Annotated in this window: 19 protein-coding genes; 10 read left to right on the plus strand and 9 right to left on the minus strand. The window is 67.5% G+C overall.

The window, feature by feature from the left end; translation table 11 throughout:
- The 4 genes from JVH1_RS10910 to JVH1_RS10925 all read right to left on the minus strand — a co-directional run bounded on the left by JVH1_RS10910 (position 1) and on the right by JVH1_RS10925 (position 5,998).
- Positions 1 to 2,280 carry a bifunctional SulP family inorganic anion transporter/carbonic anhydrase gene (locus tag JVH1_RS10910; RefSeq protein ID WP_009478115.1) on the minus strand — a complete coding sequence of 760 codons (2,280 nt, stop codon included), beginning with the start codon at positions 2,278 to 2,280 and terminating at the stop codon, positions 1 to 3.
- A gap of 220 nt (positions 2,281 to 2,500) precedes the next feature.
- A complete protein-coding gene (locus JVH1_RS10915) occupies positions 2,501 to 3,868 on the minus strand; it encodes an SLC13 family permease (protein ID WP_009478114.1) in 1,368 nt (455 codons plus the stop codon).
- A 28-nt stretch (positions 3,869 to 3,896) separates the two neighbouring features.
- On the minus strand, positions 3,897 to 4,766 hold the full coding sequence (locus JVH1_RS10920; protein ID WP_009478113.1) for a hydroxymethylglutaryl-CoA lyase: 870 nt from the start codon (positions 4,764 to 4,766) through the stop codon (positions 3,897 to 3,899).
- 14 nt (positions 4,767 to 4,780) lie between these two features.
- The gene (locus JVH1_RS10925) at positions 4,781 to 5,998 is read right to left on the minus strand and encodes a CaiB/BaiF CoA-transferase family protein (RefSeq protein WP_009478112.1); all 1,218 of its coding nucleotides are present in this window, start codon (positions 5,996 to 5,998) and stop codon (positions 4,781 to 4,783) included.
- Between the two features lie 214 nt (positions 5,999 to 6,212).
- Between JVH1_RS10925 and JVH1_RS10930 the strand changes: the two genes are divergently transcribed.
- The gene (locus JVH1_RS10930) at positions 6,213 to 6,755 is read left to right on the plus strand and encodes a gamma carbonic anhydrase family protein (protein ID WP_192817862.1); all 543 of its coding nucleotides are present in this window, start codon (positions 6,213 to 6,215) and stop codon (positions 6,753 to 6,755) included.
- 5 nt (positions 6,756 to 6,760) lie between these two features.
- Here the strand turns inward: JVH1_RS10930 and JVH1_RS10935 are convergent, their stop codons facing one another.
- On the minus strand, positions 6,761 to 7,408 hold the full coding sequence (locus JVH1_RS10935; protein WP_009478110.1) for an IclR family transcriptional regulator: 648 nt from the start codon (positions 7,406 to 7,408) through the stop codon (positions 6,761 to 6,763).
- 217 nt (positions 7,409 to 7,625) lie between these two features.
- Here JVH1_RS10935 and hppD point away from each other — a divergent pair, with 217 nt between their 5' ends.
- A complete protein-coding gene (gene hppD, locus JVH1_RS10940; RefSeq protein WP_009478109.1) occupies positions 7,626 to 8,831 on the plus strand; it encodes a 4-hydroxyphenylpyruvate dioxygenase in 1,206 nt (401 codons plus the stop codon).
- 46 nt (positions 8,832 to 8,877) lie between these two features.
- Here hppD and JVH1_RS10945 read toward each other — a convergent pair whose 3' ends face one another.
- A complete protein-coding gene (locus tag JVH1_RS10945; protein ID WP_009478108.1) occupies positions 8,878 to 9,336 on the minus strand; it encodes a carboxymuconolactone decarboxylase family protein in 459 nt (152 codons plus the stop codon).
- A 49-nt stretch (positions 9,337 to 9,385) separates the two neighbouring features.
- Between JVH1_RS10945 and JVH1_RS10950 the strand changes: the two genes are divergently transcribed.
- The 3 genes from JVH1_RS10950 to JVH1_RS10960 all read left to right on the plus strand — a co-directional run bounded on the left by JVH1_RS10950 (position 9,386) and on the right by JVH1_RS10960 (position 12,895).
- Positions 9,386 to 10,795 carry a PLP-dependent aminotransferase family protein gene (locus tag JVH1_RS10950; RefSeq protein ID WP_009478107.1) on the plus strand — a complete coding sequence of 470 codons (1,410 nt, stop codon included), beginning with the start codon at positions 9,386 to 9,388 and terminating at the stop codon, positions 10,793 to 10,795.
- A 230-nt stretch (positions 10,796 to 11,025) separates the two neighbouring features.
- Positions 11,026 to 11,553, plus strand: coding sequence for an OsmC family protein (locus tag JVH1_RS10955; protein WP_009478106.1), 528 nt, complete (start codon positions 11,026 to 11,028; stop codon positions 11,551 to 11,553).
- A 40-nt stretch (positions 11,554 to 11,593) separates the two neighbouring features.
- Entirely contained in the window at positions 11,594 to 12,895 is a 1,302-nt protein-coding gene (locus JVH1_RS10960; protein ID WP_009478105.1) for a bifunctional o-acetylhomoserine/o-acetylserine sulfhydrylase, read from the plus strand.
- Positions 12,896 to 12,941: 46 nt separating this feature from the next.
- On the opposite strand, the gene JVH1_RS10965 is transcribed toward JVH1_RS10960, so the two are convergent.
- A complete protein-coding gene (locus JVH1_RS10965; RefSeq protein WP_009478104.1) occupies positions 12,942 to 14,120 on the minus strand; it encodes an acyl-CoA dehydrogenase family protein in 1,179 nt (392 codons plus the stop codon).
- Between the two features lie 164 nt (positions 14,121 to 14,284).
- Between JVH1_RS10965 and JVH1_RS10970 the strand changes: the two genes are divergently transcribed.
- Positions 14,285 to 15,547: an Nramp family divalent metal transporter gene (locus JVH1_RS10970; protein ID WP_009478103.1), complete on the plus strand. Its 1,263-nt coding sequence runs from the start codon at positions 14,285 to 14,287 to the stop codon at positions 15,545 to 15,547.
- Here the strand turns inward: JVH1_RS10970 and JVH1_RS10975 are convergent, their stop codons facing one another.
- Both JVH1_RS10975 and JVH1_RS10980 read right to left on the minus strand, forming a co-directional pair.
- On the minus strand, positions 15,548 to 17,839 hold the full coding sequence (locus JVH1_RS10975; protein WP_371112978.1) for a serine/threonine-protein kinase: 2,292 nt from the start codon (positions 17,837 to 17,839) through the stop codon (positions 15,548 to 15,550).
- 23 nt (positions 17,840 to 17,862) lie between these two features.
- The gene (locus JVH1_RS10980; protein WP_009478101.1) at positions 17,863 to 18,558 is read right to left on the minus strand and encodes a TetR/AcrR family transcriptional regulator; all 696 of its coding nucleotides are present in this window, start codon (positions 18,556 to 18,558) and stop codon (positions 17,863 to 17,865) included.
- 104 nt (positions 18,559 to 18,662) lie between these two features.
- On the opposite strand from JVH1_RS10980, the gene JVH1_RS10985 reads away from it, so the two are divergent.
- The 4 genes from JVH1_RS10985 to JVH1_RS11000 are packed head-to-tail and all read left to right on the plus strand — an operon-like array spanning position 18,663 to position 22,087.
- A complete protein-coding gene (locus tag JVH1_RS10985) occupies positions 18,663 to 19,847 on the plus strand; it encodes a lipid-transfer protein (RefSeq protein ID WP_009478100.1) in 1,185 nt (394 codons plus the stop codon).
- 47 nt (positions 19,848 to 19,894) lie between these two features.
- The gene (locus JVH1_RS10990; RefSeq protein WP_005243970.1) at positions 19,895 to 20,326 is read left to right on the plus strand and encodes an SRPBCC family protein; all 432 of its coding nucleotides are present in this window, start codon (positions 19,895 to 19,897) and stop codon (positions 20,324 to 20,326) included.
- Between the two features lie 5 nt (positions 20,327 to 20,331).
- On the plus strand, positions 20,332 to 21,207 hold the full coding sequence (locus JVH1_RS10995; protein ID WP_009478099.1) for a MaoC/PaaZ C-terminal domain-containing protein: 876 nt from the start codon (positions 20,332 to 20,334) through the stop codon (positions 21,205 to 21,207).
- A gap of 10 nt (positions 21,208 to 21,217) precedes the next feature.
- Positions 21,218 to 22,087 (plus strand): SDR family oxidoreductase, encoded by an 870-nt coding sequence (locus tag JVH1_RS11000; protein ID WP_009478098.1) that lies wholly within the window; start codon positions 21,218 to 21,220, stop codon positions 22,085 to 22,087.
- The last annotated feature ends 2 nt before the right edge of the window (positions 22,088 to 22,089 follow it).

The following is a 22,089-nucleotide window of genomic DNA, read 5'->3' on the forward strand; positions in this document are numbered from 1 at the left end:
TCATGTGGGGATGTGGTCCAGGTAGGACACACCGGTCGAGGTGATCTCGAGGACGCGCGCGGACGGAATGTCGAAGAACATTCCCGCGACGCGTACTCGGCCCTCGGCCGCCGCCGCGCCGACGAGGGGATGGCGCCCGAGGGTTTGCACCTGGACCGCCACGTTCACCATGCCCAGCTGGTCGACCTCGTCGAATCCGAGTTCGGCCGCTGCCCGCGCCACCGGATGACCGCTGAGGAACGCGTTGCGGCTCGGCTGCGCGAACGTCAGCCACTGTTCGACGGCGTCGCGATCGGATCTGTCGTTCTCGGGCTGCGCATTTGCGAGCACGGCCTTCATCGCGCCACAGCCGGAGTGGCCGCACACGATCACCGAGCTGACCTCGAGTTCGTCGAGGGCGAAGGCCAGTCCGGCCTCGACGGAGACGTCCTGCTTCCCGATCGGGACGAGGTTGCCCACGTTGCGCACCGTGAACAGGTCTCCCGGACCGCTGCTGGTGATGACGTTCGGCACGATGCGTGAATCGGAGCAGGTGAGGAACAACGAGTCGGGGCGCTGCCCGTCCCGCAGTTCGTCGAGGTGCGGTTGCAGTTGAGCCGCGTTCCGTCGGTGGTACTCCGACACTCCAGCGAGGACCGGTCGGAGCGCCGCCGGTGTGGTGGTGGATTCCGCGGTGTCGCTGTGCCGCGGCTGCCAGCTCTTCCACGGGGCGAACCCGCGGGGGCTCACCACGCCAATGCCGCGCCGGGGCGGGGACGCGCCGACGGCGTCCATGTCGACGGGGCCGAGCGCATCGATCACGACCGTTCCGCCGTTCCGCTCGTGGTGACGCTTCCAGTCGTCGATCGCCTCGAACATGGCGTGGTCGAGGAAGTCGACCGCCAGTTCCACGGTGACGTGCGCACCCCCGGGCACCTTCGCGAGGAGCCCCGTCAACGCCGGCATGGACAGGAAGCTGCACGACCCCTCGACGGTCACGCGCCACCGCCCGGAATCCTCGGAGCCGACAGGTTCGGCCCGCATCTTGGGGTGGATGACCCGCCACAACAGCAGGACCACCGCGAGTGCGAGACCGATGATCACGCCCTCGAGCAGGTTCAGGAAGACCACGCCGGCCACGGTCACGCCGTACACCCACAGGTCGCCGGTGCGCCGGGCCGTCCGCAGATGAGCCATCTTGACGAGCTGGATGCCGATCACGATGAGGAGGCCGGCCAGCGCTGCCATCGGGATCTGCTCGACGAGTCCGGTGAGGAGCGCGGCGAAGACGAGGATCCACACGCCGTGCAGCACGGCGGACGCCCGGGTGCGCGCCCCGGCGGCCACGTTGGTGGAACTGCGCACGATCACACCGGTGACCGGCAGGCCGCCGATGAGACCCGAGATCATGTTGGCCGAGCCCTGACCGACGAGTTCACGATTGAACTCCGAACGCGTGCCGCCGTGCATCTTGTCGACGGCGACCGCGGACAGCAGGCTCTCGACGCTCGCGATCAGCGCGACCGTGAGTACGCCGGTGGCCACTGCGAGCCACGGGCCCTCCGGCATCGAAGGCAGTGCCACGGCGTCGAACAGGGAGCCGTCCAACGTGATTCGATCGATGTCGAGTGGGAAGACAAGGGAGAGAACGGTGGCGGCGACGACGGCGACCAGCGGGCCGGGGAGCACCTGCAGCTTGCCGGGGATCTTCTTCCAGAACAGCAGGACGGCGATGACCACCGATCCCACGAGGACGTCACTGTACCGGGCGGACGTCAGCTGGCCGGGGAGCTGAGTGATGTTCTCGACGGTCGAGCTGTGCGAGCTACCGCCGAGTAGGACGTGAATCTGCTGGAGGGCGATCGTGATTCCGATACCCGCCAGCATGGCGTGGACGACGACCGGCGCGATGGCCAGGGCCGCACGGGCAATTCTACTGAGTCCGAAGATGATTTGAAGGAATCCGGCCGCGACGGTGATCGCGCATGTGGCCTTCCAGCCGAACGTGGCGACCAATTCTGCTACCACCACGGTCAATCCGGCGGCGGGACCACTGACCTGGAGCGGTGAACCTCCGATGGAACCCGCCACCACACCGCCGACGATCGCCGCGATGAGCCCCGCCATGATCGGGGCGTCGGACGCGATCGCGATACCGAGCGACAGTGGTAGTGCGACGAGGAAGACGACCAGCGACGCGGGCAGGTCGTATCGCGCGTTATCTCGCAACCTTTCGCCGAGGGTCGGTCCGGGGGCGGGGGCACCGGATGGGGGTGCTTTCTCGTTCTCGAGGATCGACATGACGACACCTTACGGGCGGAGAACGACGAGACGCCCGAAACGGACGGGATCTTGTGGCATGTGTCACTGTGACAGTGCTTTTCGACCAGTTGAATCGAAAACTATTGGACAACAGTCCATTACATGAAGCTTAAAGTACACAAAGTTCACCGTGCCCACCCTTGCACCGTGAGACGTGCCGGTCACCGCGGGAAACGGTGACCGGCACGGCCGGGCCGGCCTACACGGACGTGGGCACGACGACCAGCGCCCAGACGAACATCGGGGCCGCCAGCACGATCAGACCGCAGTAGGCGAGCATCTTGCGCTGGAAACGACCCTTGTCCTCGACCTGTGCGTTGGCGAGCACCATCACGCCGTTCGTCGAGAACGGGCTGACGTCGACCACCGTCGCGGAGAATGCCAGGGCCGCGACGAATCCCACGGCGCCCACCTCTCCCATCGCGAGCATCGGCGCGGCGAGGGGCAACGCGATGCCGAGGGTACCGATCGACGATCCGAACGCGGAGATGATCGCAACCGCGTAGCAGAGGATCAACGCGGTCAGCAACGGCGATCCGAGAGCCGACGCCGCATCGCCGAGGAAGTCGAGCGTGCCGTTCTGCGTCATGACCGCCATGTAGGTGAGCATCCCGCACACGAGCACCACGGCCGGCCATGCCACGTTGTCGATGACCTTGGGGTGCGACTTGGGCGCCATCAGCAGCAGCACCGCACTGATGCAGATCGAGCTGACGCCGACGTCGATTCCGAACGCGACCGACCCGACGACGAGGAAGCCGATGCCGGCGAGCGTCGCGAACCGGTACCGATTCATCTTCACCGGCTTCACGCCTTCGTGGATCAGCGCCTCCTCGATGACCTCACGATCGGTGAGGGTCGCGGTGTTCCCGCCCGGGCCGTTGCCCGGAGTCACGCCACCGGACGGCCGACGTGAGAAACCGCCTAATCCTCCGCCGTCGGGTGTCTCCTCGACGGGACGCGGAGTGCGGCGACCGATCAGGTCGAGGCCGTAGATCAGGAACAGCACGATCGCGATGGCCAGGTTGAGCACGAACGGCAGAGCGAACAGGACCAGGGGATTCGCTCCGACGCCGGACGAGTCCATCAGTCCGTTGATGAATGCGCCGTAGAGATTGATGGGCGAGAACGCGCAGGCCAGGGCGCCGTGACTGATGACCATGCCCATCAGGAACGGGTTGATCTTGTTCTTGGCCGCGAGAGGCATCGCGATGGGGGCGAGCATCCCGACCGCGAGGACGGATCCGAGGGCCATCAGCAGTCCGGACAGCAGGAACATCATCCACAGGATCGCCCACCGCCTGCCGCGTACGAGTCGGAGCGAGGCCTCGATGACGAGGTCGATGGTCCCGTTCGTCTTGGCTATGGCGAACAGCAGCGTGATGCCGCCGACGATGATGAACGTGCTGCCGGGGAAGGCGTCGATGATGTCCTCGACCGGGATCCCGGACACCCAGCCGCCGATGACGAATGCTCCGGCAAACGCGAGGATGCCCATGTTGATCGGGGTGAGTGTCGCCACGGTGAAGATCGCGATCAGAGCGACGATGGAGATTGCGTAGACCATGGTCGGCCTTTCGGGGTGAGTTCGCAGTTCACACTGCGGAGAGGGGCCGAGCTTGGGCCAGAGCGTGTTTCACGGTGCCGACGGCGAGGCCGAGGGCCTGCTGATCGATCCCCGTGTCGATGTCGTGCGCGTGGAGATGCGCTACCAGTTCCTCGGTGGCGAGATTGCCGTGGGCGCCCGGGGCGAACGGGCAGCCGCCGTACCCTCCGATGGCGCTGTCGAAGTGCGTGATGCCGAGGTGCCGGTGCGCGGCGATCACGGTGCCGAGGGCCTGCCCGTGCGCGTTGTGGAGGTGCAGGCTCAGTTCGATGTCGGGGAGGGCGTCGCGCACCGCCCCGACCGATGCAAGCACCTGCTCGGTGGTGGCCGTTCCCAGGGTGTCGGCCAGCCCGAGCCTGCGTACACCCATCGCGGCCATCGCGCGCGCCACCCGCACCAGCGCGGCGGGGGCGATGATGCCCTCGAACGGGCAGACGAACGCGGTCGACACACCTCCGAGGAAACTCCGGTCCGGGTACTTCTGCAATGCCTCGGCGAGTCCGGTCAGCGCCTCGTCCGGATTCCGGCCCGTGTTCGCAGTGCTGTGCCCGGCGCTGGCGGACGTCACGACCTGGATCTCGTCGATGCCGGTCGCGGCGGCGCGGTGCACCCCACGCGGGTTGAGTGCGAGTGCGCTGTAGGTGACCGACGGATCGGTGCGGGGCAGCCGGGCGATGATGTCGTCGGCGTCCGCCATCTGCGGGACGCGTGTGGGCGAAACGAACGATGCCGCTTCGATGTGCTTCACGCCTGCGGCGACGAGTGCGTCCGCGACGGCGATCTTGCGGTCGGTGGAGACGACCGCGTTCTCGTCCTGCAGTCCGTCCCGCAGTACGACATCCGTTATGGTGACTGTCATTTCACTTCTCCGATTCAGACGATGTCGCGGGCGCGGTAGTCGTCGAGCTGATCGCCCGACAGGTTCAGCAATCCGCCGAGGATCTCGTCGGTGTGCTCACCCAGCTCGGGTCCGGCCCAGCGGATCTGGGTGGGTTCGCCGTCGAGCTGCGGGACGACTCCGGGGAAGCGCACCTCTTCGGGTTCCCCGTCGACGGACACCTTCAGGCTCTGCAACATGCCGCGGGCGTTGTAGTGCTCGTCGTCCGCGATCTGGACCGCGTCGTACACCTCGCCCACCGGCACGCCTGCGGCGCCGAGTTCGGCGACGACGTCACGGGGACGCCGCTGCGACGTCCACGAGGAGATCGCGTCGTCGAGTTCGGCTTCCCGCCGGAATCGCTGATCCCCGTCGGCCAGTTCGGGATCGTCGGCGAGATCGCCGCGCCCCACGGCCTGCATCAGCCGGCCGAACACGCCGCTCGAGTTACCGGCGATCATCACGGAGCCGCCGTCGCACGGATAGACACCGCTCGGCACCACGCCGGGCAGGTTGCCCGCGGTCCGTTCGCGCACCATGCCGTACGCGTCGTAATCGGGAACGAGGGACTCCATCGCCATGAACACCGATTCGTACAGGGCCACGTCCGCCACCCGCGGGGTCGAGTGATCGCCCTGTCTCGCCTTGGCCAGCAACATCATCAGGGCGCCGATCGCGCCGTGCAGCCCGGCGAGGGTGTCGGCGATGGGGGCGGCCGCCCGGACCGATTGACGGTCCGGGTAGCCGGTGACGTGCCGCAGCCCGCCGAAGGCCTCGGCGACACCGCCGAATCCGGTGCGCTCCCGGTACGGGCCGGTCTGCCCGTAGCCGGAGATCCGGACCAGCACGATGTCGGGGTTGGCGGCCGTCAGCTGGTCGGGACCGATGCCCCACCGCTCGAGCGTTCCGGGACGGAAGTTCTCGATGACGACATCCGACTTCGCGGCGAGGCCGAGAATGATCGCGCGGCCCTCGTCGGTCCGGAGGTCGAGGGTGACGGACCGTTTGTTGCGCGCGATGGTGCGGAACATCATCGACGTCGCGCCACGGCGGCGACGCCAACCCCGCAGTTCGTCGCCGACGCCCGGTCGCTCGATCTTGACCACCTCGGCGCCGAAGTCGGCGAAGATGCGGCTCGCCATGGGGGCTGCGATGAAGTTGCCGAGTTCCAGCACACGGATGCCGTGCAGTGGGCCGTTCTCTGGGACCTGCATGTGAGAGTTCTCCCTCGTCGATCTGAACTGGATGACGGCTGGGCTCCTAACCTGCTAATTCTCATTATTTGGCAGTTAGATTCCCGTCTGATAAGAATGACGGTAGTGGCAGCAGTCACAATTGGCAATGCCCGGAGTCCGCACCACACGACAATGGACGACGGGACGCTGCGCAATGCAGCAGGATTCCGCTGCTCGACAGGAGGAGAACACGGTGAGAGAACCACACGTCGTTGCGATCGATGGACGTTCGCCGCGCGCGGAGAAGAGCACCTGGGTCGCGCCGACGGCCGCGGTGATCGGCGCCACGACGCTCGGCGCGGAGACCAGCGTCTGGTACGGCGCGGTGCTGCGTGCCGATTGCGATTCCATCACCCTCGGCGAGGGCAGCAACATCCAGGACGGGGCGGCCGTTCACGTCGACCCGGGCTTCCCCGTCGTCGTCGGCAGGGACGTCAGTGTGGGGCACAACGCCGTCCTGCACGGCTGCACCGTGGGGGCCGGCGCCCTCGTGGGCATGGGGGCCACCGTCCTCAACGGTGCGGTGATCGGCGAGCAGTCGCTGGTCGCGGCCGGCGCACTGGTCCTCGAGGGCACGCAAATTCCGCCGCGCTCACTCGTCGCAGGCGTGCCAGCGAAGGTGCGTCGCGAACTGACCGACGACGAGGTGGCCCACAACGCCGCCAACGCCGCGGTCTACCGTCAACTGGCGCAGCAACATCGATCGGCGGACGTCACCACGTTCGACATCGCCTGAGCGGCTCAGTCGCCCGGAACGGATTTCTCGATCTGCCGCGCGGCAGCGACGACTGCGCGGCCCATCGACGCACCCAGGTTCTTCCCCATCCGCCCCTCGGGACCCGACACGCACACGGCGGCCACGATCTCGCCATGCCTGCGGACCGGCGCACTGATGGACGCGGATCCCGGTGTCCGTTCCGAAACCGACACCCACCAACCCGATTTCACGGCTTCGGGGTCGGCCTCCCAGTCTCCGGACAACACGTGGCCGCTCGACCCCTGCGGTAGCGGGACCAACGTTCCGACGGGCAGTGCCACCCGCAGTTCGTGCTGGGAATCGACGCTCGCGGCGCAGAGACGGGATTCGCCCCGGCGAACCCACAACTGCGCGGATTCCCCTGTCGTTTCACTCAATTCCCGCAGCGCCGGGATCGCGAGGTCGCTCAACGCCGTGGTGACGAATCGCTGACCCAGATAGAAACGGCCTTCCTGATCCTTGCGCAGGAGGCCGTGCTTGACCATGTCGGTGGCCAGCCGGTACGTGGTCGAGAGGGACAGGTCGAGTTCACGGGCGAGGTCGCTCGCGCCCATCGGGCTCGACTCGACGACGTCGAGGATCGCCACCGCACGGGCGAGCACTCCGACGCCGATCTCACTCCGCGCAACCATCGCAGTCCATTTCTATTGCCCCATTGAAGTATTCAGATTGTATAGGAAAGCCGGTGCGCGACCGCCCGCATCCGTCGATGCGGCTAGTTGTCCGGGTGTCGGTTGACGACCGGATCGGGGCCCGGTTACCTCTGTGTCAGGCATTCGCCACTCCCCCGGTGCGCAGTCGCACGCACATCCCCGGTATCCGAAAACCCTTGCACGGAAAGGCACCATCATGACGATCGAGCAGACTCTCACCGACAAGGAACGCCTCGCAGGTCTCGACCTCGGCCAGCTCGAGCAGCTGGTCGGGCTCGTCGAGTACGACGGCACCCGCGACCCGTTCCCGGTCAGCGGCTGGGACGCCGTCGTCTGGGTGGTCGGCAACGCCACCCAGACCGCCCACTACTTCCAGTCCGCGTTCGGGATGACCCTCGTCGCCTACTCCGGACCCACCACCGGCAACCGCGACCACCACAGTTTCGTCCTCGAATCCGGGGCCGTCCGCTTCGTCATCAAGGGCGCCGTGAACCCGGACAGCCCCCTGATCGACCACCACCGCACCCACGGCGACGGCGTCGTCGACATCGCCCTCGCCGTCCCCGACGTCGACAAGTGCATCGCCCACGCCCGCGCCCAGGGCGCCACCGTCCTCGACGAACCCCACGACGTGACCGACGACCACGGCACCGTCCGCCTCGCCGCGATCGCCACCTACGGCGACACCCGCCACACCCTCGTCGACCGCAGCCACTACACCGGCCCCTACCTGCCCGGCTACGTCGCCCGCACCTCCGGCCACACCAAACGGGACGGGGCACCCAAGCGCCTGTTCCAGGCCCTCGACCACGTCGTCGGCAACGTCGAACTCGGCAAGATGGACCACTGGGTCGACTTCTACAACCGGGTCATGGGCTTTACGAACATGGCCGAGTTCGTCGGCGAGGACATCGCCACCGACTACTCCGCGCTGATGAGCAAGGTCGTCTCCAACGGCAACCACCGGGTCAAGTTCCCCCTCAACGAACCCGCCCTCGCCAAGAAACGCTCGCAGATCGACGAATACCTCGACTTCTACCGCGGCCCCGGCGCCCAGCACCTGGCCCTGGCCACCAATGACATCCTCACCGCCGTCGACCAGCTCACCGCCGAGGGCGTCGAGTTCCTGGCCACCCCCGACTCCTACTACGAGGACCCCGAACTGCGGGCCCGGATCGGCAACGTCCGCGCCCCCATCGCCGAACTGCAGAAACGCGGCATCCTCGTCGACCGCGACGAAGACGGCTACCTGCTGCAGATCTTCACCAAACCCCTCGTCGACCGGCCCACCGTGTTCTTCGAACTCATCGAACGCCACGGCTCCCTCGGCTTCGGCATCGGCAACTTCAAAGCCCTCTTCGAGGCCATCGAACGCGAACAAGCCGCCCGCGGAAACTTCTGAGCGGGCGGCGTGCAGCGGGCGCGAGGCGGCAGGTCCGTACCCGGGATCAGCGCACCCGCGGGGACTTCCGCGTGCTCACGGCGATGCGATTCCACGCGTTGATCGTGAGCACCAGCGAGATGAGCTGCGCCAGTTCCGTCTCCTCGAAGTACTCCTCCGCCTCCTCGTACACCGAGTCGGGGACGAAGCCGTCGGTCAGCACGGTGATCGCCTCGGCGAGCGCGAACGCCGCACGCTCCTTGTCGGTGTACAGCCCGTGCGCCTCCTCCCACGCGCTCAGCAGGTACAGCTTCTGTTCGCTGATGCCGATCTTGCGGGCGTCGGCGGTGTGCATGTCGATGCACCAGGCACAGTGATTGATCTGGGAGCAACGGGTGACTACCAACTCGACCAGCTCCGGGTCGAGGCCCTGCCGTGCCGCGGCGTCCAGGGCGATCATGGCCTTGTAGACGGCGGGCGCCTTGCGTGCGAGATCGACTCGGGTCTTGCGCTCTGTTGTGGTCATACGAGAACAGTAGTCGCGGAATAGCCCATCTGTATGGTTCAATTCAGTGATGGAAACTTGGGCCAATTCGGGTCTGGGCCGCGACCTCCATCTCGACCTCACCGCGTCCGGCGGCGGACGGGCGCAGGGGGTGCGCGCGAACCTGGTTTCCGCTCTGCGCGAGTCGGTTCGATCGGGACGGCTCGTCGCAGGCACCACTCTCCCGCCGTCCCGCACCCTGGCCCTCGACCTCGGCATCGCCCGCAACACCGTCGCCGAGGCGTACGCCGAACTCGTGGCCGAGGGCTGGCTCACCGCCCGGCAGGGGTCGGGCACCCGGGTCGCCGATCGGGCAGGCGAGCCTGCTCGGCGTCCGCGCACCCGCTCCGCGGCCACGCCCCGACCGGCGTTGAGCCTGATGCCCGGTTCTCCCGACGTCGGGGAGTTTCCTCGTACGGCCTGGATGACGTCGGCCCGCCGCGCATTGACCGCGGCACCCAACGACGCCTTCGGACCGGGTGATCCGCGGGGACGTCCCGAGCTCCGTCACGCTCTCGCCGAATACCTCTCTCGTGCACGAGGAGTGCGCACCGATCCCGACCACATCGTGGTCAGTGCGAGCTCGGGGCACGGACTGTGGTTGCTCGCCCGCGCCGTGAAGGGATCGATCGCCGTCGAAGGGTACGGGCTGCATCTTCATCGCGAACTTCTCGGCGACGCCGGCGTCTCCACCGTCCCCCTGCACCTCGACAACCGCGGAGCGCAACCCCCGGATGCGACAGGCAGGCAACTGTCGGCGGCGTTACTCACCCCGGCGCATCAATTCCCCACCGGCGGGCCACTCCATCCCAGCAGGAGAACGGCTTTCGTCGAATGGGCACGTGTGACGGGGGCGATCGTGATCGAGGACGATTACGACGGGGAGTTCCGGTACGACCGCCAACCCGTCGGCGCCCTGCAGGGCCTGGCCCCGGACGAGGTGGCCTATCTGGGCACGGTGAGCAAGACCCTCTCCCCCGCGATCCGCGTGGGCTGGATGGTGCTGCCGGAACGCCTGATCGACCGCGTCCTGGCAGTCAAGGGCGGATACGAGAGATGGGTCAGCTCGCCGGACCAGCTCACCCTGGCAGACTTCATCGAGAGCGGCGCATTCGATCGGCACGTCCGCAGGATGCGCACCCTCTACCGTCGTCGCCGCGACAGCCTCGTCGAAACCCTCGCCGCCCGTGCACCACACGTGCACGTCACCGGCATCGCGGCCGGTCTGCACGCCGTACTCGAACTTCCCGACGGGACCGAGGCGGCCACCCTCGACCGGGCCGCAGCCCTCGGTCTCGCAGTGGAGGGTCTGCGCACGTTCCGTCATCCGGACGGTCCCTCGGACCGGTCCGACGGGCTCGTCGTCGGCTACAGCACACCGTCGTCCGCGCGTTTCTCGGCCACTCTGGACGCCCTGTGCCGCGCGCTGCCCACTCCGTGAACAGAATTTCCTATGGGACTGGTCGGAATGCGTGTCGTGCGGTTACAGTCTGATCCGTGACCGAATCCGGCGTGCTCGACTCAGGTGAACTGCTGACGCGGCGTCGCCATGTCGATTTCGCACTGGTGTGTACCTCGAGGTGTCCGATCTCCTGATCGGACCCGTCCCGGCGTGACGTTTCACGCCGGGTTCTTCCTGCACACCCTCGTTTTCTAAGGATTCGTACTGTCATGACCACTGCATCCGTTTCGCATCTCGCGTCGGTCATCGGCGTCACCCGCGACGCCGTGTCCGAGGATTCCGCGAACGCTCACGTCGTCTTCCGCGCCTCCGCACAGGCGCACGACGCCGTCGCGAGCACCGTCACGCTCGGCAAGTACAGCGTCGAGGTGGACGAGCCGCCGGCGCTCGGCGGCGACAATTCGGCGGCCAATCCCGTGGAGTACTACCTCGCGTCGCTGCTCTCCTGCCAGGTGGTCACGTACCGATTCTGGGCCGAGAAGCTCGGTGTCCGCGTCGACGACATCTCGGCGCGCGCGGAGGGCGACCTCGACGTGCGCGGGTTCTTCGGCTTCGACGACGCCGTCCGTGCCGGGTTCGGCGAAGTGCGCGTCGTCGTGACGCTGACCGGCCCGGAATCGCGGGAGCGCTACCTCGAACTGCAAGAGGCGGTGGATGCGCACTGCCCCGTCCTCGACCTGACCCGAAACCAGACCCCGGTCCACACCGTGGTCGAAACACTCACCGGCGACAACTGATTCACCACATCCACCTCACCGAATCTGGAGCACACCACTCGTGACCGAGAGCATCGATCCCACCGTCAACTGGTCGTTCGAGACCAAGCAGATCCACGCCGGGCAGACGTCCGACGCGACCACCAAGGCGCGGGCGCTGCCGATCTACCAGACCACCTCGTACACGTTCGACAGCACCGATCACGCTGCCGCGCTGTTCGGTCTGGCCGAGCCGGGCAACATCTACACCCGCATCATGAACCCCACCCAGGACGCGGTCGAGCAGCGCATCGCCGCCCTCGAAGGCGGCGTCGCCGCCCTGCTGCTGTCCTCCGGGCAGGCGGCGGAAACCTTTGCGGTGCTGAACCTCGCGGAGGTGGGCGACCACATCGTCTCGAGCCCGTACCTGTACGGCGGCACCTACAACCTCTTCCACTACACGTTGCCCAAGCTCGGCATCGAGGTCTCGTTCGTCGAGGACCCCGACGACCTCGAGCAGTGGCGCAGCGCCGTCCGCCCGAACACGAAGGCGTTCTACGGTGAGACGATCGCCAACCCGAAGAATCACATCCTGGACATCGCGGGAATCTCGAAGGTCGGCCACGACAACGGAATCCCGCTGATCGTCGACAACACGGTGGCCACACCGTATCTGCTGCAGCCACTGAAGCACGGCGCCGACATCGTGGTGCACTCGGCCACCAAGTACCTCGGCGGTCACGGCACGGCGATCGCCGGTGTCATCGTCGACGGCGGCACGTTCGACTGGACCCAGGGCCGCCACGGCAACTTCACCACCCCGGACCCGAGCTACCACGGTGTCGTCTTCGCGGACCTCGGCGCCCCGGCCTACGCGCTGAAGGCGCGCGTTCAGTTGCTGCGCGACCTGGGTTCCGCGGTCGCCCCGTTCAACGCGTTCCTCATCGCGCAGGGCATCGAGACCCTCAGCCTGCGCGTGGAGCGGCACGTCGCCAACGCCCAGAAGGTGGCCGAGTTCCTCGAGGCCCGCCCGGAGGTCACATCCGTGGCCTACGCGGGTCTGCCGTCCTCGCAGTGGCACGAGCGCGCACAGCAGCTCACCCCGAAGGGTCCGGGTGCGATCGTGACATTCGAACTGGCCGGCGGTGTCGATGCCGGCAAGAAGTTCGTCAACGCGCTCACCCTGCACAGCCACGTCGCGAACATCGGCGACGTGCGCTCGCTGGTGATCCACCCGGCGTCCACGACGCACTCGCAGCTCACCCCGGAGGAGCAGCTCGCCGCCGGTGTGACGCCCGGACTGGTCCGGCTGGCCGTCGGCATCGAGGGTATCGACGACATCCTCACCGACCTCGAGACCGGATTCGCCGCAGCCGCAGTCTGATCCGATGCCGGGAGGCCGAGGCGCGCGCCTCGGCCTCCCGGCGCTTTCAGATCATGGCGCGCATCATCCCCTGCGGTTCGCCGCCGAGCTGGGTGAGCGCGCTCGCGTGGTTGGTGGGGCCGGGAACGTGAACCGCGTGGGCCAGGCCGGCGTGCGCGTCCCGCCAGAACCGTTGCATCGGAGTCTTGTAGTGCAACGCGCCACCGCCGGCGCGCGCGAAGATCTCGTCCGCGGCACGCACCGCACGCCAGGCCGCGGCAATCTGGGTGCGGCGTCCGATCGCCCGCTCCTCGAACGTGATCTCCTTGCCCGCGTCTACCTTGTCGTAGAACCGGTCGGCGGTCTCGATGAGGGACACCCGCGACGCATTGATCTCGGCGGCGGATTCTCCTATCGCACTGAGCACGTAGGGATCCTCCTTGATCTTCTGGCCCGTGATGGCGACGCGGTCCTTCTGCACCGCGATGTGACAGGCCAGCGCGCCCTCGGTGATGCCGATGACGGCGGCGGTGATGCCGAGCGGGAACATGCAGGAGTACGGCATGTTGAACAACGGCTCCGGCCTGCCCGCCTCCTTCTGCGCACGCCCGTCCATCACCTTCGCCGCGTTCAACGTCCGGTATCCCGGGACGAATGCACCGTCGACGATCAGGTCCTTGCTTCCCGTTCCGCGCAGGCCGATGACGTCCCACGTGTCCTCGACGATCTGATAGTCGGTGCGCGGCAGAATCACGTGCAGCGACGAGGGCGGCATCGCGATGCCACCCTCGCCGTCGCCGACCATCGCCCCGAGGAAGGCCCACTGACAGTGGTCGGTTCCGGACGAGAACGACCATCGCCCCTTCAGTACGTACCCGCCGTCGACCGGTGTCGCGACACCCATGGGCGCATACGGCGACGCCATCCACGTGTCGTTGTCCTCGCCCCAGATCTCCTCCTGCACCTGCGGGTCGGCGAACGCCAGTTCCCACGGGTGCACGCCGACGATCCCGGTGACCCATCCGCTCGCACCGTCGAGTGCGGCGACTCCCATCACGGTCTCGGCGAACTCGCGGGGGTGCACCTCGTAGCCGCCGTAGAGCTTGGGCTGCAGCAACCGGATCGCCCCGGAGTCGCGCAGGAGGCCTGCGGCGGCGTCGGTGAGCCGGCAGTCCGCCTCCGACTGGACCGCCTGCCCGCGAATCTCCTCGGCGACGACTTCGATTCTGTCGAGAACCCGACCCATCGGGACTCCCTTCCACCGTGAGTAGAACACGTTCTAGTCAATATAGCGCGAGGTGGCATTTCCGAGCCGATCCGCACCCCACGCTTGAAAGTTCGTACCACCTAAATCTATAGTGCGGAGATACGAATCAGCAGGTAGATCGACAGACCAGGACCAGGAGCTCCGTGAGCATCGAGGCACCCCGCCCTCTCCTCCCGCGCCGCACGCCCCGCAAGGGCAGTATCCGAACGGTCGCGCTCCTCGGGCCCGCCTTCGTGGCGGCCATCGCGTACGTCGACCCCGGAAACGTGGCCGCCAACCTCACCGCGGGCGCGAAGTACGGGTACCTGCTCGTCTGGGTCCTCGTGCTCGCCAACGCCATGGCCGTGCTGGTGCAGTACCTCTCCGCGAAACTCGGGCTGGTCACCGGCAAATCACTGCCCGAAATGCTGGGGACCCGCCTGAGGACCGGTAACCGTCGCGCGTTCTGGCTGCAGGCGGAGGCGATGGCCGTCGCCACCGACCTCGCCGAGGTGATCGGCGGCGCGATCGCACTCAATCTCCTGTTCGGCGTTCCCCTCTTCGCCGGAGGCCTGATCACGGGCGTCGTATCGATGGGCATCCTGTCGATCCAGAGTCGCCGCGGTCAGCGGACGTTCGAGTTCGTCGTGATGGGACTCCTGACGATCATCACCGTCGGGTTCCTCACCGGGCTCGCGTTCACCGACGTGTCGGGCACGGACGCGCTCGCCGGACTCGTGCCGCGTTTCGAGGGCACCGAGACGGTCCTGCTCGCCGCGAGCATGCTCGGCGCCACCGTGATGCCGCACGCGATCTACCTGCACTCCGCCCTCGCCCGCGACCGGCACGGGAACGACCTGGAAGGACCACGCCTCGCGCGGCTGCTACGGGTGACGAAGTGGGACGTGGTCGGTGCGCTGATCGTGGCGGGCGCAGTGAACATCGGCATGCTGCTGCTCGCCGCCTCGGCCCTGCGCGGCATCCCCGGCACCGATTCGATCGACGGCGCGCACGCCGCGATCCAGAGTTCGCTCGGCCCCACCGTCGCCGTCATCTTCGCCGTCGGACTGCTGGCTTCCGGCCTGGCGTCCACGTCGATCGGCTGCGCCGCCGGCTCCGAGATCATGTACGGCCTGCTGTCGATGCGCATCCCGCTGCTGCTACGCCGGGTGGTCACCCTGATTCCCGCACTGGTCGTGCTGGCGGTCGGCGTGGATCCCACGTTCGCGCTCGTCCTCAGTCAGGTGGTGCTCAGCCTGTGCATCCCGTTCGCGGTGATTCCACTCGTGCGGATGACGTCGAGCCACGACCTGATGGGCGTCCACCGCAACGCGACGGCCACCACGGTCGCCGCCTGGGTGGCGGCGTCGCTGATCGTCGTGCTCAACGTGTCGCTGCTGTGGCTGACGTTCACGGGCTCGGCCTGATCACTCGTGTCGCGGCGCACCGGAGACGACGCGATGCAGCGCCTGCAGGTCCTCGGACAGCATCCGGAACATCCAATAGGCTCCGACGAACGCGACGACACTGCCGACGCACAGGACGCGGAGCGCGACGATCACCCGGGGCAGGTCCTCCGGGGGAATGAACGTGGCCCCCGCGATTCCGAGCAACGGCACGGCGGCCGCCGCGGCGAGGAAGAACGTGCTGCGCCGCCCGAGCCGCCGCAGCATCCGGGCGTCCGAGGCACTGATCTCGCCGTGCCGCAGAAAGACCGGGTACAGGCAGCGCACGGCGAAGAAGTTCACGAAGAAGAACGGATAAACCACGGCGATCGCCCCGCAGACCAGTTGTGACGCGGTGAAGTGGACGATGGTGTTCCACGGAACCTCACTGCCGCTCACCTCCAGCGTGATCGGCACGATGATGCCGGTGACCACCCACAACCCCAGACACAGCAGCGCACACCGCTGGCCGAGCAGCAGGGTGTCCCGGCGGGCGCGGGCGAGTTGGGCGCCGGAGTACACCCTCCCCCGGCGCAGACCGCCGGCCACCACCGTCAGGTAGAGCACCATCGACAGCGTGCCCACGGTCCCGATCAGGAATGCAATCGTGTAGTCGATCCGGGTGATTCGCTCGAAGCTCTCCTGCGCGTCGGGCGGCAGCTTGCTGATGATCAGGGTGGTGTTGTGGTGGTAGCTGTAGAGGATGGCCAGCAGATTGGGAACTGCGATGGCCAGGAACATGATCGGGTGCGTCCACCGGCGCATCCGCAGGTTCCAGCTCCCCGGCGGCGGATCGACCAGATCGCGGGCGTGCGCGTCGAGGCAGACGTCGAGTTGCTGGGCGAGTTCGGCACCGGAGGAGAACCGATCCTTCGGTTCCGGCGCCAGCGATTTCAGCAGCACTCGCCGCAGCGCGTTCGGGCAGTCGGCGGGCAGTTCGTCGGCGGCCGGTTCGGCGTCCCCCCGCCGCCGCGCGAGCATCGCGTCGAGGGTGGTGCGGTCGCCGGGCGGATGGGAGTGAAGCTCGGCGTCACTGTCATCGAAAGGCCTTCTGCCGGTCAGCAACTCCCACAGGACGACGGCGAGCGAGTACAGGTCGCTGCGGGTGTCGAGATCGCCGGGTGTGCCCGGCCGGTCCGGGTGGATCGCCTCGAGCTGTTCCGGTGACATGTAGGCCAGCGAGCCGCCGAAGTACGCGACCGGGCTCGCACCCGCGATGTTCCCGCTGAAACTGATGTTGAAGTCGGCGAGCTTGGGGACACCCTCGGCCGTCAGCAACACGTTTGCCGGTTTCACGTCGCGGTGGAGGACGCCGTGCCTGCCGGCGTAATCGAGCGCCTGCGCCAGCCGGCGGCCGAGCCAGGCCACCGCCTCCGGCCAGCTCAGCGTCGCGATCTCCTGACGCACGCCGGATTCGCTGGGCCGGATCTCGCCCCTGCCCACCAGCGCCCGGTCGATCGCGTCCAGCAGCACGGCGCCGCTGCGCGAGTCCGGCGGAGTCTCACGGACCCGCCCGACCACGTCGAGCAGGGTTCCCCCCGGCACGTACTGCATGTACAGCAGTCGCAGGTCGCGGCCCGCGAGGAGTCGTTGATCGAAGACCCGGACGATGTAGTCGTGGTCGAACTGGGCCAGGGTCTGCGGCTCGGTGCCGTGATCCTGGGAGATCTTCACCGCGACCAGCCTCTGCAGCGACCGCTGCCGGGCGAGGAACACCCGCGCGAACGCGCCGCGGCCGAGACCGGTCATCAGGTCGAAGTCGTCGATCCGCTGACCCACCTCGAGATCGTCGAGGGTGCCTGCGCTTCCCGCAGACACCGTCAAGGTCTTCTCCCCGTGGTGGAGCGAGGTGCTCTGGTACTCGCCGGTGCCGAGCAGTTCGTCGAGCTGACCGGCCTGACCCGGAAAATTCTGCGTGTATTCGCTCGCCTCGACCGACTCCCCGCTGCGCCGCCGGATATGGAATTCCTCGTACAGCAGGTCCGGTGGCAGCGGCCACCGCCGCAGTTCGGGCAGCTCCTCACAGTATTGGGCGAGCCGTTTCGGGTGGTCGCCGCGCAGCCAGCGGTTCTCCAGGTCGACCTTGACCAGTTCGATGAGCGTGACCCGGCGGAGAGCGGGGGACGCCGGCAGGTAGGCGACCAGATCGGGCGCGGACGACGAGGACTCCCAGGCACTCGCGAAACGCGCGACGGCGTCGCCGACCGCCGTGTCCGACACCCAGGCCTGCTCGGAAGCGGCCGGTGAACCTCGCCGGGAGGGCATGAAAGCCATGGTAGCTGGCCAGGCCCAGCGGACTACTGCAGTTCCGACACCGGGGTCGACGGGTCGATGGTGACGCCGATCCGCGCCAGATTGCCGTGCAGCACTTGCCAGATCGACACCTCGAGGAACTCGGCCAGCTCGTCGCTGCCGAGCGCCGACTGCGGGTTGCTCAGCCACCGGTTGACGCTGGCATCCACGAGTCCCACCAACCCGAAGGCCAGCGACTCGGCGAGATCCGAATTGCCGGCCACCGAGTCGAGGACCGTCGCGAGCAGACCCGACAGCTGAAGTGCGATCGCGGTCTTCGTTCCGGTCACCACACGCGAGCCGGTCGTGCGCCTGCTCGGCGATCCGGTGCCGAGGAATTGGTGGAGCCGTGGATATTCCACGATCCACCGCAGGTACGTCTCGACCGCGCGGGCGATCGCCTCGCCCACGGTCCCCTCCGGTGTCAACGTGGGCGCGAGGTCCGTCATCAGTCGTTCGATGATACGTCGGCGCAGCTGCTCGTCGAGGTCGCCGCGATCGGTGAAGATCCGGTAGACCACCGACCGCGGCACGTCGGCGCGGTTGGCGATCTGTTGGACGCCCACGTCGGGGCCGTCCTCGTTGATGGCGTCCATCGCGGCTTCGAGAATCCGGCTTCGGCGTTCCGCCTTGTGGTCCTCCCAGCGCGTGGCGCGGCCGTCGCCCTGGGGCGACGCGGCGGTTTCCACTTTGTCCGGCATCACGCACACGTTACCCATCCGACTGTTGACTGGACATACTGTCTCACATACTTTGGTGGGACAGGGTGTCACACACACATTTCTCCGGACTCTAGGGAGCCGCAATGGGTAACAGGGTGTTCGTCGTCGGCGTCGGGATGACGAAGTTCGAGAAACCGGGTGCACGCGAGTGGGACTACCCCGACATGGCGCGCGAGGCCGGCGGCAGGGCACTCGCGGACGCCGGAATCGAGTACGGGCTCGTGGAGCAGGCGTACGTCGGATATGTGTACGGCGAATCGACGTCGGGACAGCGGGCCGTCTACGAACTCGGCCTCACCGGCATTCCCATCGTGAACGTCAACAACAACTGTTCGACGGGGTCGACCGCGCTCTTCCTCGCCACGCAGGCCGTCCGGAGCGGTCAGGTCGACTGCGCGCTCGCGCTGGGCTTCGAGAAGATGCAGGCCGGTTCGCTCGGGTCCACGTACGACGACCGGGAACAGCCGATGATGCGCCATCTCCTCGCGCTCGCCGAACTTCAGGAGTTCGCGATGCCGCCTGCCCCGTACATGTTCGGCGCCGCGGGCAAGGAACACATGGAACGCTTCGGGACCACGGCGGAACAGTTCGCCAAGATCGGCGTGAAGAACCATCGCCACTCACAGAACAACCCGTACGCCCAGTTCCAGGACGAGTACACGCTCGACGAGATCCTCGGCTCGAAGCCGATCTACGGGCCCCTCACCAAACTGCAGTGCTCCCCCACCTCCGACGGCTCCGGTGCCGTCGTCGTCGTGAGCGAGGAGTTCGTCGACAAGCACGACCTCGCCGGGCAGGCCGTGGAGATCGTCGGCCAGTCCATGGTCACCGACCTCCCGAGCACGTTCGAAAACCGGAGCGCGATCAGCCTGGTCGGCGCGGACATGACCCGCACGGCCGCGGCCCGCGTGTACGAACAGGCGGGCATCGGACCGGACGACATCGACGTCATCGAACTCCACGACTGCTTCTCCACCAACGAACTGCTGACCTACGAGGCGCTCGGCCTGTGCGGCGAGGGCGAGGGCGGCAAACTCGTCGACAACGACGACACCACGTACGGCGGGCGCTGGGTGGTCAACCCGTCCGGTGGTCTCATCTCCAAGGGGCACCCGCTCGGCGCCACCGGACTCGCCCAGTGCAGCGAACTCACCTGGCAACTCCGCGGCACGGCCGACAAGCGCCAGGTCGACGGCGCCGCGGTCGCCCTCCAGCACAACATCGGCCTCGGTGGCGCCGTCGTCGTCACCGCCTACCGCGCACTCTGATTCTTCTCTCCCACAATTCCTTTCACGTCGAGCACCAGGAGTACACCATGGCTTCCGTTTCCGTCGCAGCGTCCCTGCCCGCCTCCCCCGACAAGGCGTGGGACGCGCTCTCCAACCTGTCCCGCTGGGAGGAGTGGCTCACCATCCACCAGTCGTGGAAGAGCGAGATCCCCGCCGAGGTGGCACTCGGATCGAAGTTCACCGAGGTCGTCTCCGTGATGGGCATGGCCAACAAGATCGAGTGGACCGTCACCGAGGTGCAGGTGCCCGAGATGGTGAAGATCTCCGGCACCGGCATGGCGGGGGTCACCGTCGAATTCACGCTGAAGGTCGAGCCGGACGGCGCCGGATCCACGGCGATCATCGACGCGAGCTTCACCGGCACGATGATCGTCGGCCCCATCGGCAAGGCCGTCGCCAAGAACGCCAAGGCGGATCTGGAGGCGTCCCTGGCGGGGTTCGCCGACATGGTGGGCTGATCCGCATGACCACCCCCACAGTCGAATTCGACACGGACGGCCTCGGCGAGTGGACCGATCCGCAGCGGTTCGAGGTCACCGCCGAGCGCATCGCCGACTATGCCGCGGCCACCAACGATCCCATCGCACGCCACCTCGCCGGCGAGGTGGCGCCACCGGTGTTCGCCGTGGTCCCCGCGTTCACGTCGATGGCACCGGCGGCACTGTCCGTCGCCCCGGTCGAACTGCTCATGAAACTCGTGCACGGGGAGCAGGATTTCCACTTCCACCGTCCGATCCGTCCCGGCGACGCCCTCGTGGTTCGCGCGAAGCCGATCGGATTCGAGGGCCGGGAGAACGGCTCCACCGTCGTCGTCTACGTCGAAACCACCACGGACGACGGCGAACTGGTCAACGAGCAGTGGATGACCGCGTTCTTCCGGAAGGTCGACGCGGGAGCCGGACTCGGCGAGCGGGCACCCGCGCACCGGTTCGACGAGTCCCTGCGCGGACAGGCCCCGGTCGCGTCGATCACCCAGCACATCGACGACGACCAGACGTTCCGGTACTCGCCCGCCTCCGGTGATCCGATGCCGATCCACCTGGACGACGAGATCGCCCGGATGTCCGGACTTCCCGGAATCATCAACCACGGCCTGTGCACCATGGCGTTCACGTCGTGGGCGGCGCTCACCGAACTCGCCGACGGCAGGGTCGAACGGCTCCGCCGGCTCGCGGTGCGGTTCGCGAAACCCGTCCTGCCCGGTCAGGACATCGCCACGCAGTTCCGGCAGGTCGCCGAGTCCACGGGCGGGGCGACGTCGTACGCCTACGAGACCACCGTCGGCGACGCACTCGTCATCAAGGACGGCCTCGCCGTCATCGCGGACACAGAAACCTAGGAGTACACACATGGGAACACTCGACGGACGGGTGGCCATCGTCACCGGCGCCGGACGCGGAATCGGCCGGGAGCACGCACTGCTCTTCGCGCGTGAGGGCGCTGCCGTGGTCGTCAACGACCTCGGCGGCGCGAACGACGGCACCGGCGAGGACGCGGGCCCGGCGCAGCAGGTCGTCGACGAGATCGTCGCCGCGGGCGGCAGGGCAGTCGCGAACACCGACAACGTCGCGTCCTGGGACGGCGCCGAAGGACTCGTCGACCAAGCGGTGAGCGAATTCGGCCGCCTCGACGTCCTCGTCAACAACGCGGGCATCCTGCGGGACGCCTTCATCGCGGGCATGACCGAAAGCCAGTGGGACGCCGTCATCGCCGTGCACCTCAAGGGACACGCCGCCACTCTGCGCCACGCGGCGGCGTACTGGAAGGCCCAGACCAAGGCGGGTGAGACCGTGAACGCGTCCGTGATCAACACCGCGTCGGCGTCGGGCACGTTCATGCCCAATGCGGGCCAGGGCAACTACGGCGCCGCGAAGGCCGGCATCGCCGCACTCACCCTGGTCGCCGCGGACGAGCTCGAACGCTACGGCGTCCGGGTCAACGCGATCGCCCCGATCGCCCGCACCCGGCTCACCCTGGCCACCCCGGGTATGGGCGCGCTGTTCGCCGAGGAGGTGCCGGAGGGCGAGTTCGACGCGTTCAGCCCCGCCAACATCTCTCCGCTCGTCGCGCGTCTCGCCGACGCGAACTGCAAGATCACCGGCAAGGTGTTCGCCGTGCAGGGCGGTGCCATCTCCGAGCTCGCCGGCTGGCACGACGTCACGACCATCGAGAGCGACGGCCCGTGGACCGTCGCCGACCTCGCCGACCGGCTCGGCTGAAG

The sequence above is a fragment of the Rhodococcus sp. JVH1 genome, assembly GCF_000280725.2.
Lineage (GTDB): Bacteria > Actinomycetota > Actinomycetes > Mycobacteriales > Mycobacteriaceae > Rhodococcus_F > Rhodococcus_F jostii_A.

Coding starts and splice junctions, on each gene's coding strand:
- JVH1_RS10920 (WP_009478113.1), bottom strand. CDS start 4,766: ATGACAGTCACCATAACGGATGTCGTACTGCGGGACGGACTGCAGGAC.
- JVH1_RS10980 (WP_009478101.1), bottom strand. CDS start 18,558: ATGCCGGACAAAGTGGAAACCGCCGCGTCGCCCCAGGGCGACGGCCGC.
- JVH1_RS10925 (WP_009478112.1), bottom strand. CDS start 5,998: ATGCAGGTCCCAGAGAACGGCCCACTGCACGGCATCCGTGTGCTGGAA.
- JVH1_RS10935 (WP_009478110.1), bottom strand. CDS start 7,408: ATGGTTGCGCGGAGTGAGATCGGCGTCGGAGTGCTCGCCCGTGCGGTG.
- JVH1_RS10910 (WP_009478115.1), bottom strand. CDS start 2,280: ATGTCGATCCTCGAGAACGAGAAAGCACCCCCATCCGGTGCCCCCGCC.
- JVH1_RS10945 (WP_009478108.1), bottom strand. CDS start 9,336: ATGACCACAACAGAGCGCAAGACCCGAGTCGATCTCGCACGCAAGGCG.
- JVH1_RS10955 (WP_009478106.1), top strand. CDS start 11,026: ATGACCACTGCATCCGTTTCGCATCTCGCGTCGGTCATCGGCGTCACC.
- JVH1_RS10990 (WP_005243970.1), top strand. CDS start 19,895: ATGGCTTCCGTTTCCGTCGCAGCGTCCCTGCCCGCCTCCCCCGACAAG.
- JVH1_RS10950 (WP_009478107.1), top strand. CDS start 9,386: ATGGAAACTTGGGCCAATTCGGGTCTGGGCCGCGACCTCCATCTCGAC.
- JVH1_RS10995 (WP_009478099.1), top strand. CDS start 20,332: ATGACCACCCCCACAGTCGAATTCGACACGGACGGCCTCGGCGAGTGG.
- JVH1_RS10985 (WP_009478100.1), top strand. CDS start 18,663: ATGGGTAACAGGGTGTTCGTCGTCGGCGTCGGGATGACGAAGTTCGAG.
- JVH1_RS11000 (WP_009478098.1), top strand. CDS start 21,218: ATGGGAACACTCGACGGACGGGTGGCCATCGTCACCGGCGCCGGACGC.
- JVH1_RS10965 (WP_009478104.1), bottom strand. CDS start 14,120: ATGGGTCGGGTTCTCGACAGAATCGAAGTCGTCGCCGAGGAGATTCGC.
- JVH1_RS10915 (WP_009478114.1), bottom strand. CDS start 3,868: ATGGTCTACGCAATCTCCATCGTCGCTCTGATCGCGATCTTCACCGTG.
- JVH1_RS10975 (WP_371112978.1), bottom strand. CDS start 17,839: ATGGCTTTCATGCCCTCCCGGCGAGGTTCACCGGCCGCTTCCGAGCAG.
- hppD (WP_009478109.1), top strand. CDS start 7,626: ATGACGATCGAGCAGACTCTCACCGACAAGGAACGCCTCGCAGGTCTC.